General features: G+C 58.8%; 10 protein-coding genes. All 10 read right to left on the reverse strand.

What is annotated here, in order from left to right:
- Positions 1-231 precede the first annotated feature (231 nt).
- The 10 genes from PH562_RS16850 to PH562_RS16895 all read right to left on the reverse strand — a co-directional run bounded on the left by PH562_RS16850 (position 232) and on the right by PH562_RS16895 (position 14,015).
- Positions 232-675: a CYTH domain-containing protein gene (locus PH562_RS16850; RefSeq protein ID WP_285174251.1), complete on the reverse strand. Its 444-nt coding sequence runs from the start codon at positions 673-675 to the stop codon at positions 232-234.
- A gap of 133 nt (positions 676-808) precedes the next feature.
- Positions 809-1,285, reverse strand: coding sequence for a cyclic nucleotide-binding domain-containing protein (locus PH562_RS16855; protein WP_015343447.1), 477 nt, complete (start codon positions 1,283-1,285; stop codon positions 809-811).
- Between the two features lie 53 nt (positions 1,286-1,338).
- Positions 1,339-4,053 carry an ABC transporter ATP-binding protein gene (locus PH562_RS16860; RefSeq protein ID WP_113228366.1) on the reverse strand — a complete coding sequence of 905 codons (2,715 nt, stop codon included), beginning with the start codon at positions 4,051-4,053 and terminating at the stop codon, positions 1,339-1,341.
- Between the two features lie 237 nt (positions 4,054-4,290).
- Positions 4,291-5,436: a glycosyltransferase family protein gene (locus PH562_RS16865; protein ID WP_113228367.1), complete on the reverse strand. Its 1,146-nt coding sequence runs from the start codon at positions 5,434-5,436 to the stop codon at positions 4,291-4,293.
- Entirely contained in the window at positions 5,433-6,692 is a 1,260-nt protein-coding gene (locus PH562_RS16870) for a glycosyltransferase family 4 protein (RefSeq protein ID WP_285174252.1), read from the reverse strand. The genes PH562_RS16865 and PH562_RS16870 overlap by 4 nt, the downstream gene beginning before the upstream one ends.
- A 17-nt stretch (positions 6,693-6,709) precedes the next feature.
- Complete coding sequence (locus PH562_RS16875) at positions 6,710-7,924, reverse strand: glycosyltransferase family protein (RefSeq protein ID WP_113228369.1); 1,215 nt, start codon at positions 7,922-7,924, stop codon at positions 6,710-6,712.
- A 101-nt stretch (positions 7,925-8,025) separates the two neighbouring features.
- A complete protein-coding gene (locus PH562_RS16880; RefSeq protein ID WP_285174253.1) occupies positions 8,026-9,201 on the reverse strand; it encodes an ABC transporter permease in 1,176 nt (391 codons plus the stop codon).
- Positions 9,198-10,196 carry an ABC transporter permease gene (locus tag PH562_RS16885; RefSeq protein WP_113228371.1) on the reverse strand — a complete coding sequence of 333 codons (999 nt, stop codon included), beginning with the start codon at positions 10,194-10,196 and terminating at the stop codon, positions 9,198-9,200. The genes PH562_RS16880 and PH562_RS16885 overlap by 4 nt, the downstream gene beginning before the upstream one ends.
- A complete protein-coding gene (locus PH562_RS16890) occupies positions 10,189-12,111 on the reverse strand; it encodes an ABC transporter substrate-binding protein (RefSeq protein WP_285174254.1) in 1,923 nt (640 codons plus the stop codon). The genes PH562_RS16885 and PH562_RS16890 overlap by 8 nt, the downstream gene beginning before the upstream one ends.
- Complete coding sequence (locus tag PH562_RS16895; RefSeq protein WP_113228373.1) at positions 12,108-14,015, reverse strand: ABC transporter ATP-binding protein; 1,908 nt, start codon at positions 14,013-14,015, stop codon at positions 12,108-12,110. The genes PH562_RS16890 and PH562_RS16895 overlap by 4 nt, the downstream gene beginning before the upstream one ends.
- Positions 14,016-14,119: the final 104 nt, after the last annotated feature.

The raw sequence follows: 14,119 nt of genomic DNA on the forward strand, positions 1-14,119 counted from the left end.
ATATCTCGGCTCACTCGTCCAGACAATCAGTCCAGACGAGTGCACCAATTATCTTGTCAATGCAGGATACGCTTCAAACAAAACATGAAACGCTCTAGAGCCTACGAAGGCGGCAGAGAAAACCTCCTTCGCGAAAAAAAGACGACGCACCGCAGCACCTCCCTCCGATTGGCTTGATTGGATCGCGCTGCCTGTCTTGAGCTTCTTCATTGCCGGCAAGATCGTTAACGACTAAGCGCCAGACCCGAGCGACGCCAGTCTCTCCGACAGTTGCGCAGCATCGATAGAAGCAAGATTGCCGCCGGTGAAAAACGGATCGTCTGAAACGTCGCGTCCAATCCAGTGAGGCAATGTATGCGCTTCGAGCAAGGCGACGGACTCCGCCTCGATCTCGCATAGAACCAAGCCGGCAAGCTGGCCTTCGAAAATATCGAGGCAAAGCGCGGACGGGGCAATATTGTACCGCCTCTTCCGAATGCTTTTGCCGTTCAGCGCTGAAAGAAGATCATATTCCTGCGATGTCAGGTAGATATTGACGATTGCCAGGGGATTGGCGCTCGGGCCGGGGTATTTTTTGCAGAGCTTGTAGTGCTCGTTTCCATCCTCGCAGGTGATCTTGCGAAGGCGCAGCCTGGTGTCGTCGAGATAAAGATCTTCGATCAGCCGGAATGCCATTCCGGGAAGATCCGGAATGTCGCTGAGAAGAAATCGGCGTTCATATTCAGGCCGCGCATATTTCGGAATTGGGTTCGCCATATTGAAATGGGACGCCCGCCTCTCAAAAGTCTGGGCACTTGCCCCCTCAATCTCAGTGGGTGGACATCGACTGCGGCTGGTTGAGGCGGCTACGGACGGCGGTCAGTTCCGAGGTCGTGTGGTTGAGGCGATCTGCCAGCACGCGCATGATCTCGACGGCCATCTCCGGAAAATCGCTGAGCAGCTTCAGGAAATGCTCCTTGCTGATCTTCAAGGCCTCCAGCCTCGAAGTCGCTTTTACCGTGGCTGTACGAGAGACATCGCAGAGGATGGCGATCTCGCCAACGATGGAATTAAGGTCGACTTCAGCAACCTTGATCTCGCCGGCTGGGCTATCGACGAGAATATCAGCGGTTCCTGAAAGAACAACATAGGCTGCATCACCTTGATCGCCCTGATGAAACAGGGTTTGGCCAGCATTGTAGCTGACCCGATCGGATGTAAACGCCAAAAGTTTCAATTTTGCAGGTGCAATGCGCGAAAAAATCGGCACCCGCTTCAGCATTTCAACTTCGTCCTTCAGAAGCATGAGCTTCAATACCCCCAGTGTTCGGCCCCAGACGCCACTGTCGAGATAGGATATTACGATAACAGTTCTTTGAACATACCGTTTTTCTCTAAAAGATCGGTGGTAGAGCCGTTTTCGACGAGGCTGCCGTGATCGAAAACCATGACACGGTCGAACAATTCGGCAAAACTGGGGTTGGAGAGAACCCAGATGATCGCCGGTGCATAATCCCCGCTATGGAGTTCGCCGAGAATGGCCCTCGCGATCTGATCCTGGACGCGATGGTCGAGCGCTGGCAGCGGCCGATTGCAGATGATGTAATCGGCACGCTTCAGAAGGGCGCGACCAAGATTGAGTTTCTGGCGTTGCACATTGGTCAGGCGTTTGCCGCCCGAGCCGACGTCGAAATCCAGCCCGATCGACAGAACTGCATCATGCATGCCGAGACGCCCGAACACATCATACATGATCTGGTGGATGCGTTCCGGTGCATTCGCCTGCTGATGCGCGATGCGGCCGAACAGCACGTTGTCCATCAAGGTGGCGGACGCGGTGAAACGCTCCGGATCATAGCGCTCGATGACCTTGGCAAGATCAGCCGGGATATTCTCGTAGAATTTCGCGCGGGCCTGCACGATCTTTTCCATGAGCACCTGCGTCAGAAGACCGAAGCGGTGACGCGGTTCGATATAGGAGAAGCTCAGCCGGATGATGGCCGCACGCTCATCGTCGGTAGCCGCCTCATAGCCCTTGCCGTTCAGCTTCTGCAGCAGCGCCTCATAGGTCGGGATATCTTCCGCCGTCATGAAGGTCAGCTGCTGGAAGAACGGGTGGTCCGGCGGCAGGTCCGTGAAGAGTTCGACCGCGTTTTCGGCGATCTCCAGGCCCATATCGTATAAATCGGATACCAGACCCGTCTCGGCGAATATCTGCCGGAAATAGGGATGAGCCGCCAGCTTGCGATTGGTCATCTGCGGCCGCTTCAGCGTACCGAAAAGCAGATTTTCACCAACCGTCGCTTGCGGATTGTAGGCATCGAACTCGAAGGGAACTACGAGATCCTCGAGCTTTTCCTCCTCAAGCCGCGAGCGCAATGCCTGCCGCAGTTCGACAATGCGCGACGTCAGATCCTGGTGTGCAGTGGCATCGACATTCGAGCGCAGGGCCATGTCGAAAATATCCTGCGACATGGCGACGGCATCGAGAACCGGCCGGATTGCGGAATAGATATCATCCGGCCCCGTTGCGCCGGCAGCGGCGTAATCCACCCAGTCGCTATTGAGATCGAATTCGGGATTGGCCGCCCGCCGTGCCTCGGCCATGCTCCATTTGACCTTTACTGCCTCATCCTCGCTGTAGACGGGGGCAACGAGCGGCGCATGCTTGAGGCCATAAAGGAGATTGCTGCGCAAGGTGCCGTGAAAGAAGAACGTTTCGGAGGAGGCGTAAGCGATGCGTCGCCCGATGAGGGATTCCGGCAGTTCCAGAATATCGTGACCGTCGATCGAGATACGGCCGCTGTCCGGCCAGGTCAGGCGCCCGAACGCCTCTGCGAGATATTCGCCGCCTGCACCGCTGTCGCCGACGATCGCCACCCGTTCACCTGGATGAATTTCAACCGAAACATGGTCCAGCACGCGCGCGCCGCTGTCGTCGACGATCGTCAGATTGGTTGCGACGAGAGAATGGGTTATGCGGGCCGCGGGCGCGGGCGAAACCGCCTGGATTTTCGGATCGATCAGGTGATCGACGCTGAACTGCTCGACCACCTGATTGTATTTTACCTGGACGTCCTGACGCGACTGGTCCCAGTCGATCAGCTCCTTCAGCGGGCCGGGCAGATCCTTATAGGCGTTGATGACGGCGACGAGCTGACCGATGTCCAGGCGGCCCTGCAACGCCAGGAAGCCGCCGATCAGGTAGAACAGGAAGGGCGTGACCTGAGCCAGGAAGTTATTGATGAATTTCACCATGAACTTCCACTGGTAGAGATCGTAGCGGATCGAGAAGATCAATCCGAGCCGGTGGGCAATGTCGGCGCGCTCCAGGTTCGTCGTATCGTTGGCATGGATGGTGCCGATGCCATCGACGATTTCGCCGACGCGGCCGGAAAGTTCGCGCGCCGTCAGCTGCCGCTGGCGCCCGAGTTCCAGGAGCCGCTTGCGCATGCGGGGAATGACGATCGCCTGCACGGCGACGATGGCGGCGGCAATCATGCCGAGCCAGAAATTCTGCATGATGATGAAGACGAGCGCCGTTACCGCCTGGCCGCCGAGAAGGGCGGGCTGCACGAAGGCATCGCCCGTGAAGCCGCCCATCGGCTCTACCTCGTCCTTGATCATGGTGGCGATTTCAGCGGGCTTGACCCGCTTGAAATGCGCCGGCGGAAACCGCAATACCCGGTCGATCAGCTCGAAGCGGATACGGCGAAGCATGCGCTCGCCGAGCCGTCCCTTGTAGGTGTTGATATAGAGTTTGAAGAGGCCGTTGAGCACGACGAGCGCCAGAAACACCATGCTCAGCGCAACGAGCATCGACATGCGCGTCAGCTGCACGCCTTGAAAAATCTCGACATGGCCGATGAGTGGCACATTGAAGGCGATGTGCATGAAGGTCTGCGTATCGCCAGGATGTTCGAAACCCTTGCCCTGGATGGGCCCGTTGACGATCTGCTTCGGTAAGTCGAAGGAGAGGAAGTACGGGATCATCGAGGCCGCGACGACGAGCAGTATCCAGATCTGCTCCAGCCGGGTATTCGACCAAATGTAGCGCGCTAGGCTTTTTTCCATTGCTTACTGCAGGCTTTCAAATTCAACGCCCAGCGCCAGCGCGATGCCGGCACCGATGTTGCAGAGATGCGGGAAGGTTTCGTTACTGATACGTGGCCCCATATGTGAAAAGGGACTCCGCCCGGTCTTTCGTCCACGCTCCTCCCGATTCATCGAATTTTCGATTTATATCACAAGATTGCGGGAATCCAGGAGGATAAAACGACAGGATGTCTCCGATATCGGCCGTACACGTCGCTACCTGATCTCACGCAGAATGGCCGATGTTCTGGCGGCGCCGCCAAGATCGATATCCGGGTTGCCTGGCTTGGGTCGGGACAGCGCTGTCCTCACGGCCTCGACTAACATATCCGCCGTCAATCCCGCTTCCGGCAAGGCCAATGCCAGCCCCAATCTCTCCAGCCGCTCGGCTCGGACGGATTGCTCCGTCTCACCGCCGGCGGTGAAAGGAACCAGAATGGCGCGGCAGCCGGTCACCAGAAGATCACCGACCGTATTATAGCCGGCCTGCGAAATCGAAAGCTCGGCGCCACGCAAAAGGGAGGGAAAGTCCTTGCGGAAGCGAACGAACTCGACATTGCCAGGTGCGGCGCCAGCGAGATCGGCGTAATCCTGCTCCGGCAGATTCGGCCCGGCGATCAGCAGCCAGCGGCGATCGGTGGCCACGCGGCTTGCCGCTTCCAACGAGGCGCGGATGAGGTCGCGCCCGACAGCACCGCCGCCGGCCGAAACGACGATGTCGAAGATTTCGACCGGTTCCGGCGGCAAAGCGGGTGCGACAAGACCCGTATAGACGATCTTGTCGGCGATCGCCTCGGTCAGGGGAAAGGTCTCTTCCAGTCGGACGAAATGCGGATCGCCATGGACGAGCACGCCATCGAAATGATCGCGAAGCAGGCCGACCGTCTCTTCGTCGCGCCCCGGTTTCTTCTGTTGTTGCAGAATGTCCCGCACGGAGGTGTAGAGCCTCGGCTTCGGGTCAGATTTGGCAATGGCGTCGAGCAGCGGCAGGAGCTCGAAACGCATCTGCCTGCGGCCGAAGGGAAAGGCCTCGATGATGACGACATCGGGTGCAGCCTGCCGGAACGCCTCCAGCAGCAGATCCCTCCGGCGGGACAGAAACTCTTCGCCGACCGGGTTGCTTGACTGATCGGCGAGGCCGGAAAAGCCGGCGCTGCTCGCAACCACGGCCGGCAATGTCACCGAGGTCACATCAGCGCCGGGAAATCCGTTGACCGGCACGCCGCCGGTGACCATCGTCACCTGGCAGCCGTCTTTCGCCAACGCGCTGGCAATGCGGCTCGCCCGCGCCAGATGGCCGATGCCAAGGAGATGCTGAACGTAGAAAAAGACCCGCAAGGGTAGGCTATGCGAGGTTGTCATGCGGATTTCCGCCATTGATCTTCTCTCTGCCATTGCTCCTCGAACAGCCCTGTCAGTTGCCGGATGCTGGCGTGATAGTCGAAATGCTCGCGCACCCGCCTTTCGGCCGCTTCGCCCAGCCTGTGACGCAGCGCCGGGTTACGAATGGCGGATTCCAGCGCCACGGCAAGCGCCTGCGGATCCTCCGGAGGAACGACGAGACCGTTCGCACCATCTTCGAGGAGCTCGGGAACGCCGGAGACATTGGTGGAGACGCAGACGAGACGCTGGCTAGAGGCCTCCACGAGCACGTTCGGCAGTCCATCACGATCACCGTCAGCGGCCACCCGGCAAGCAAGCGCGAAGATATCGGCCTGGCGATAGTGGGCAAGCACGTCTTCCTGTGCCAGCGCACCCTTCCAGGTGATGCGGTCGGCAATGCCAAGCGTATCGGCCAATGCCTTGAGTTTCGTCAGGCCATCGCCGCCGCCAATGTGAGTAAAGCGCCAGTTGAGATCGCCGGGGAGCAATGCCAGCGCCTTCAGCAGCACGTCGTATCCCTTCTTCTCCACCGCACGTCCAACGCTGAGGATAAAAGCGGGATCGGAAGCCTCCCTGCCATCGCGGCTGGAATGTTCGCCGATGAAGGAGCCGAAGCGATCGAGATCCAGACCGTGATAGCTCAGATGGACCTTGTCGTCCGCTCCGACCAGATCGCGCATGTGCTCGAAGCCGGTGCGCGTGCAGGTCACGGTCCAGCGGGCGCGGCCGAGTTTTTCCGAGAGCTCCCAGTCCGGCGACGTCCAGATATCCTTGGCATGGGCCGAACAAGTCCAGGGAATACCGGTCATGATGCTGGCATAGGACGTTACCGAGGCCGGCGTGTGGATGAAATGCGCATGCAGCCATTCACCGCCATCGGGCCATTCATGCGCAAGCACCAAGGCCTGACCGAAGCGCCGCACGCGGTTCGGCGCAATATCCCGTTTCAGATCGCTCCAGAACTGCTTCAGGAGCGGCTTGAACCCAGGCTTGCCGATACCAGCAAAGAGGGCGCGAAGCACCCTCAACGGTTCGTTATGCAGATATTCGGGCAGATAGACGACGCGCGCCTTGATCTCGTCATGGACGGGATGACGCTTCTTGTCCGTGGGCTTGCGCATCGAAATCAACGTCAGCTCGAAGCCAGCCCTCTCCAGGCCGAGCAGCTCCTGCGCGATGAAGGTTTCCGACAGGCGGGGATAGCCTTTCAGCACCACCAGTATTTTCTTCCGCATCGACCGGTTCCGGTAATCTACTCGGCAACGATCGATAGCGGCGTATAGCGCTCGCGGTCATCGAACCATTCGCCAACAGTGCGCGAAATATGCACAAGCCCTTCCAGACGCATGTTGCTGTTGCTCGCCGAAGGTGGTGCCCGGTTCGGCAGGCGCTTCAGGGCAGCGGCAAGCTGCTTCGGATCGACCGATTCTTCCGGCAGCAGCATGTCGACGAGGCCGAGCTCACTTGCCCGCTGTGCACGGATGAGCTGCTCCTCGCGCGGCCGCGTGCGCGGAATGATCAGCGCCGGCTTGTCGAAGGACAGGATCTCGCAATAGGTATTATAGCCGCCCATTGCGACGACAGCCTTGGCGCCGGCGATCAGCTCTTCCATCTTGTTGTCGAACTCGATGACCTGCAGACAGTCGATCTTGCTGGCGCGCTCCAAAAGCTGGCCGCGTTCCTTGGCGGGCATATAGGGGCCGAGCACGATCAGCGTCTTCTGCGTGAGGGAGCTGTCCTCCTCGAAAGCGGCAATGACATCGCTGACGAGATCGGCGCCGTCGCCACCGCCGCCTGTTGTCACCAGGATATAATCCTCGTCAGGCACATGTTCCGATTTCGTGCCCAGGGTGGAAACGCTGCGCTGCAGGAAGCCGACGAACTCCATCTTTCGGCGCACACCGGAGGGGACATCAAGGCCGACGAGCGGATCGTGAAAATCTGGCGGGCCGTAGACCCAGACGCGATCGTAGAATTGATCGATCTTCTGGAGGACGTTGTTCTTTTTCCATTCGGCTTCCAGCAGGTGCGGCGCATCCATCACGTCGCGCATGCCGAGTACGAGCGTGGTGCCGCGCGCCTTCAGATAGGTCAGCGTCTCCTCGACCTCGCCTTTCAGCCCCATCGGCTCCTTGTCGACGATAAAAACGTCGGGCTGGAAGGTTTCGGCCGTATGGCGAATGATCGACTGCCGCATCTTCAGCGTTTCCTGCAGCGCGACATGGCTCGCCATAGACGTGTATTCGCCGTCGCGCAGCTTGATAACGCTCGGCACTTTGACGAAATCGACACGAGCACGATAATCGAATGCCCCTGCGATCGTCGCGCCGGAAATGATCAGCACGTTCAAACCGCGATAGTCCTCGACAAGCGCATGGGCAATCGTTCTGCACCGCCTCAGATGGCCGAGACCGAACGTGTCATGGCTATACATGAGGATTCGAGCATCTTCTAAGCGCCGCTTCATAGGCAAAAACCTCTGGGGGTGAAAATTATACGCGGTCTGTCGGCAAACGACATCCGCGGGCCGCTTCTCGAATTGCAATCCTGTCTTCGCCGTTCATCCTGCTATTTGTAGGGATCGGCGGCATCGCGCAAGCCGTCTCCTAAAAAGTTGAACGCCAGAATGATCAAAATCACCGGGATCATAGGGAAAAGGAGCCATGGATAGAAGGCAATGACGCTGACGCTCCTTGCCTCGGTCAGCAAAATGCCCCAGCTCGTGATTGGCGGGCGAAGCCCCAATCCGAGGAAGCTGAGCGCAGTTTCGCCGAGAATCATGCTCGGAACGGAGATCGTTGCCGACGCAATGAGATGCGACATGAAGCCGGGAACGAGATGACGACCGATGATACGCGGCGTGCTGGCGCCCATCAATTGAGCCGCGAGAACATAGTCCTCCTCCCGCAGCGACAAAAGTTTCGAGCGCACGGCGCGCGCCAGACCGGTCCAGTCGAGAATGCCGAGAATGATGGTGATGCCGAAATAGACGATGATCGGGCTCCAGCTCACGGGCATGATCGCGGCCAGCGCCATCCACAGTGGCAAGCTCGGCAGCGATTGCAGCACCTCGATCACGCGCTGGACGAGGAGATCGAAGAGGCCGCCGTGATAGCCCGCTAGACCGCCGATGACGATGCCGAGCACGAAGCTGACCGAAATGCCGATCAGCCCGATGGTTAGGGATATGCGTGCGCCATAGATGATGCGCGACAGCACGTCGCGGCCCAAACGGTCCGTCCCAAGCAGGTACATTTGTCCGCCGACCGCAGGACAGACCAGATGGACGTTCGAATCCACCAGCCCCCAGAAGCGATAGGCGTCGCCGCGACAGAAGAAGCGGATCGGCTGTACATCCGAGCGATTATCGATATAGACCCGGCGCAGCGTATCGATATCGAGCGTCATCTTGCGGCCGTACACGAACGGTCCGACGAACTCTCCATTGTTGAAGAAGTGCACCGCCTGCGGCGGCGAATGGATGTAATCGACATTGCGGGTATGCAGCCCGTAGGGGGCGAGAAACTCGGCAATCACGATCATGCCATAGGCCAGCAGCAGGAAAATGCCTGATGCAAGCGCGAGCTTGTGCTTCTTGAACTTCCACCACATCAGCTTCTTCTGAGAAGCCATGTAATAGCGCTGCTGGCCGGCCGACATGGCTTCGAACTGATCCGGATCGAAATCCGCGTTCGAGACGTAATGCTCCAGGGGAGCCCCGGGTTTTGGCAGGGATACGCTCACTTTGTGCTCCTGCCTTGCAAGCGGATGCGGGGATCGAGAAAGCCGAGCGCGATATCCGAGATCAACACACCGATAACATTGAGGAAGGCGAGAAACATCAGAAATGAACCGGCAAGATACATGTCCTGGCTTTGCAGGGCCCGGATCAACATCGGGCCGGTCGTCTCCAGCGACAGCACGATTGCCGTGATCTCGGCGCCCGAAATGATCGACGGCAGGATGGAGCCGATATCGGCCACGAAGAAGTTCAGCGCCATGCGCAGCGGATATTTCACCAGAGCCCTCAGGGGATGCAGCCCCTTGGCTCGTGCGGTGATGACATATTGCTTCTGCATCTCGTCGAGGAGATTGGCGCGAAGGCGGCGGATCATGCCCGCCGTCCCTGCCGTGCCGACGATGATGACCGGAATCCACAGATGCGACAGGATCGAGCGCGCCTTCTCCCAGCTCATCGGCTGCGAGAGATATTGCTGATCCATCAGATGGCCGATCGACACGCCGAACCAGACATTGGCGAAATACATCAGGATCAGCGCCAGCATAAAATTCGGAATGGCGATACCGAGCAGACCAAGGAAAGTCAGGCCGTAATCGCCCCAGCTATATTGATGAGTCGCCGAATAGATGCCGATCGGAAAAGCGATCAGCCAGGTCAAGAGGATTGTTGTCATCGACACGAGGATTGTCAGCCAGAGCCGGTCGCCGACGACATCCGATACCGGCAGCTGATATTCGAAGGAATAGCCGAAATCGCCATGCAGCATGCCGCCGGCCCAATGCAGGTATTGGAGCGGCAATGGCTGGTCGAGCCCATATTCATGGCGAAGATTCTCCATATCCTGGAGATTGGCGGTGTCGCCTTGAGCACGCAGTTCGGCGATCTGGCTATCGAAGAAGTCTCCGGGCGGCAACTGGATGATGGTGAAGACCAACATGGAGATGATGACCAAGGTCGGGATCATCACGGCGGTACGCCAGAGGATATATTTAAGCATTCCGGCGTTCCTCCTTCATCCAGAAGGTGTCCGGCATGTACACGCCGAGCAGGCAGGTCGGGTCGAAGCCGTAAAGCGCCTTTTCCGGCACATTCTGCATGCGGGCCGAATGCACGATCGGCTGCAAGGTGGCGTTGACCAGGCCGATGGAGAACACTTGATCCGTGTAAATCTTTAGCATCCTGTGCCAGATTTCGGCACGTTCGAAGGAGGAGGCAGCTTCCTCCCATTCGCCCAGCAGCTTGACCAACTCGACTGCTTCCGGCACATCGGGAGCCACCCCTTGCGTCTGGCGCGAGAGATAGTACATGCCCCAAAGCGGCCATTGCATCTGGTCGTTGGCTGTCGGCGCCAATTCGCCCGGATTCATGTCGGCCGTCGCCACGCCATTGTCGAGGCCGAACCACATTGACATCAGAATGCGCCCGCTCATAGCGCGACTGCGGAAAACATCACGTTGGGACACGCGAATGAAAAGCGCGATGCCGATTTTGCGCCAGTGATCGGTCACCAATTCGAGCACGTCGGAATCGAGCGTGCTTTCTCCCGGGGTTTCAACGGTAATCTCCATTCGCCGGCCATCCGACAGCAAACGGATGCCGTCTTCATCTCGTCTGTCCAGGCCGGCAGCGTCTAAAAGAGCATTGGCCTGAGCCGGATCGTGCTCGATCCAGGCAGAGGCATATTCGGGTTTGAAAAGCGGGCTGTCGGGTAACATCGTGTTGGCGCTTGCCGTACCGAGGCCGTAGAAGACCGCCATATTGATCTCGTGACGATCGATCGCAAGCGACAGCGCTCTGCGCACCCGAACATCGCGCAAGAGATCGCGCCAGACTGGATCGGCGCTATTCAGATTGGGGTACAGGGCAACGCGTGACCCGCGCGCCGCCTTCCAGAGATCGACCTTGATCTTGCTTGGATCGCGCCTTTCCGCTTCCTTAAGGAACGTATAGTCATTGAAGTCTATGCCGGTCGCCTGTAGATCGCTTTCCCCCGCACCAGTTTTGGCGGCGATGATCGCCGAAGAACTGATGTTCAGGATCATGCGATCGATATAGGGCAGCTGCCGCCCGTTCTCGTCAACGCGATGGAAATAGGGGTTGCGTTCAAATACGAATTGCTCGGCCGGCGGCGCTGTCGTGTTTTTCCATGGATCGAGTACCGGCAGATTGGGATTTTCAGGCCGGTAGGAGCGGCCCATCTTGATATGCAGATCCTGCCATTTCTTCACCCGGTTTTCCTTCATCAGCGAGGAAAGACGAATGCTGTCCTGGTATTTCTTGTGGAACTGCTTAAGATAATGCGCCGGCCCGGCGATGACGAGCGGCTGGGGCGCGGCCAGGATCGGCAGGAAATTCGGGTTGGGATCATCCCAGGAATAGCGCACCGTCAAGTCGTCGATCAGCTCGAAACGCGGCAGGCTACCGTGCGGGCGGAGTTCCAGCGCGCCTCCTCCGGGCGTTAGCTCTTTGTTGAGGATGACGTCTTCCCACCAGTAACGAAAATCATGGGCCGTAAACGGCTGCCCGTCGGACCATTTATGGCCCTCGCGCAGCTTGAAGGTGTACACCATATCGTTGACGGTGGAAAAGGACTCGAGAATATCCGGCTGAAGCGTCAGCGTGCTGTCATAACCAACCAGGCGAGCATAGCCATAGATGGTCATGAGGCGGATATCGTTCTGGCTGCCGATGAGCGTGCGCACGGAGCCGCCATAACGGCCCGGCATGCGCCCCATGGCCGCGACATTGACGACGCGGGGGAATTTCGGCAAACGTTTGGCGAGATGCGGCATCTGGCCGGCCCTCAGCCAATCGGCGAAATATTCCGGCTCGTTGTCAACATCGGCCGCGAGGACGGACTGGGGCAGAACGGTAGAGGCCAAAAGGCCGAGAAAGCTGCGGCGATTAATCATTTGCGCAGCTCCTGGGCACCGAGACCCCGGCGGGCACGCACGAAATGTCCCCCGCCCAGATCGGCATAGGCCAGATCTCCGTCCGCTCCCTCGGAGAATTGCGGCCCCCATTTCTGCTTGGCTGCGGCGCCTTCGCTGCCCAGGGCTGAGAAATCCAGCGGCCGGTCCAGATCGGGGAATGGCACCGCCGAAAGCAGTGAGCGCGTATAGGGATGAACGGGATCGCGCAGGATGATCTCGCGCGGCGCGATTTCGACGATGCGTCCGCGCGCCATCACGGCAATCCGATCGGCCATATAGTCGACCACCGCGAGATTGTGCGAAATGAACAGATAGGTCAGGCCGAGTTCTTTCTGCAGATCCTTGAGGAGATTCAGGATCTGCGCCTGGACGGACACGTCGAGCGCCGAGACGGGCTCGTCGAGGATCAGAAGCTTGGGGCCTAGCGCCAAGGCGCGTGCAATTCCGATGCGCTGGCGCTGGCCGCCGGAGAAGCTGTGCGGATAGCGGCTCAGATAGTGCTTGTCGAGCCCGATCGCCTGCATCAGCGCCGTGACTTTCTGCTTGCGCTCGTCACTGTCGCCACGCCCATGGATTTCGAGGGGTTCGCTCAGGATGTTGCGGATGGTCATGCGCGGAGAAAGCGAAGAGACCGGGTCCTGGAAAACCATTTGGATCTTCGTGCGCAGATCCATCAATTCATCGCCCTTGACGGCAAGCACATCGATCTTGCCGCTGCCGTCATCGAAGGTGACGGAACCGCTGTCGGCAGTGACACCCCGCATCAGGATCTTGCTTACGGTGGTCTTGCCGCAGCCGCTTTCCCCGACTAGGCCGAGACATTCGCCACGGCGAATATCGAAACTGACATCATCGACCGCGCGGAACTTCGTGCCATCCCGTCGCCCGAACAGCCCGCCCGCCTTCGAGGTATAGGTCTTGGTCAGATTGCGCACGCTGAGCAGGACATCGGGCGCCGTACCCGCAGCCGGCACACCGTTGCCGATAAGCTTCTTCTTGCTGGAGAAAGTGCCGAGATTGACCGGGACATCCCGCAAGGACTTCAATCGTTCTCCCGGCTTCATGTCGAAATGCGGCACCGCCGACATCAGCGCCTTCAGATAGCGATGCTGGGGCTGACGAAAGATCGTCTCGACCGGACCTGCTTCCATGATCTCGCCATGATAGATGACCACGACCTCGTCGGCCATGTTCGCAACGACGCCGAGATCATGAGTGATCAGCAGCATCGCCATGTTGAATGTCTGTTGAAGATTGCGCAGCAGGCCGAGGATCTGCGCCTGGATGGTGACATCCAATGCCGTCGTCGGCTCGTCGGCAATCAGCAGCGCCGGATTGCAGATCAGCGCCATGGCGATCATCGCGCGCTGGCGCATGCCCCCGGAAAGCTCGAAGGGATACATGTCGAAAGTGCGAACCGGGTCCTGAAAGCCGACGAGATTCAGCATCTCTTCCGTTTTTTCGCGCTGCTCGGCTCTGCTGGTGCCGGCGCTGTGAATGCGAAGCGCTTCACTGATCTGATTGCCGACCGTATGCAGCGGCGACAGCGAGGTCATCGGCTCCTGGAAGATCTTTGCCATCCGCGCGCCACGCAGCCCGCGGATGGCGACGCCGTCGCGCGGCAACTGGAGGATATCGGTCGTCTGACCGTTGAGCGGATCGGTAAACAGAATCCGGCCGGTCGCCTTCGCCGCCGTTGGGAGGATGCCCATGATCGATTGGCTGATGATCGACTTGCCGGAGCCGGATTCGCCGACGAGCGCCGTAACCTTGCCTGGAAGCACTCTCAAGCCGGCATTCTTGACGACGCGCAGACTATCCCCGTAAAGGGAGAATGAGACGTCGAGGTTCTCAATACGCAGTAGATCAGTCCCTGACGCCATACATATTATTTCCCGCTCACATGACCTTTGTGGCCTTATACGGCACACTAACGTAGGCCATAACGGGTGTCTAGCTGGTCAAAGCAATGCGGCGACTGTAAAAA

Origin of the sequence: Rhizobium centroccidentale (assembly GCF_030182565.1) — a bacterium.
GTDB lineage: Bacteria > Pseudomonadota > Alphaproteobacteria > Rhizobiales > Rhizobiaceae > Rhizobium.

What these genes read in the sequence shown, in the direction of transcription:
- PH562_RS16850 (WP_285174251.1), bottom strand. Translation starts at nt 675, where the DNA reads ATGGCATTCCGGCTGATCGAAGATCTTTATCTCGACGACACCAGGCTG.
- PH562_RS16855 (WP_015343447.1), bottom strand. Translation starts at nt 1,285, where the DNA reads ATGCTTCTGAAGGACGAAGTTGAAATGCTGAAGCGGGTGCCGATTTTT.
- PH562_RS16860 (WP_113228366.1), bottom strand. Translation starts at nt 4,053, where the DNA reads ATGGAAAAAAGCCTAGCGCGCTACATTTGGTCGAATACCCGGCTGGAG.
- PH562_RS16865 (WP_113228367.1), bottom strand. Translation starts at nt 5,436, where the DNA reads ATGACAACCTCGCATAGCCTACCCTTGCGGGTCTTTTTCTACGTTCAG.
- PH562_RS16870 (WP_285174252.1), bottom strand. Translation starts at nt 6,692, where the DNA reads ATGCGGAAGAAAATACTGGTGGTGCTGAAAGGCTATCCCCGCCTGTCG.
- PH562_RS16875 (WP_113228369.1), bottom strand. Translation starts at nt 7,924, where the DNA reads ATGAAGCGGCGCTTAGAAGATGCTCGAATCCTCATGTATAGCCATGAC.
- PH562_RS16885 (WP_113228371.1), bottom strand. Translation starts at nt 10,196, where the DNA reads ATGCTTAAATATATCCTCTGGCGTACCGCCGTGATGATCCCGACCTTG.
- PH562_RS16890 (WP_285174254.1), bottom strand. Translation starts at nt 12,111, where the DNA reads ATGATTAATCGCCGCAGCTTTCTCGGCCTTTTGGCCTCTACCGTTCTG.
- PH562_RS16895 (WP_113228373.1), bottom strand. Translation starts at nt 14,015, where the DNA reads ATGGCGTCAGGGACTGATCTACTGCGTATTGAGAACCTCGACGTCTCA.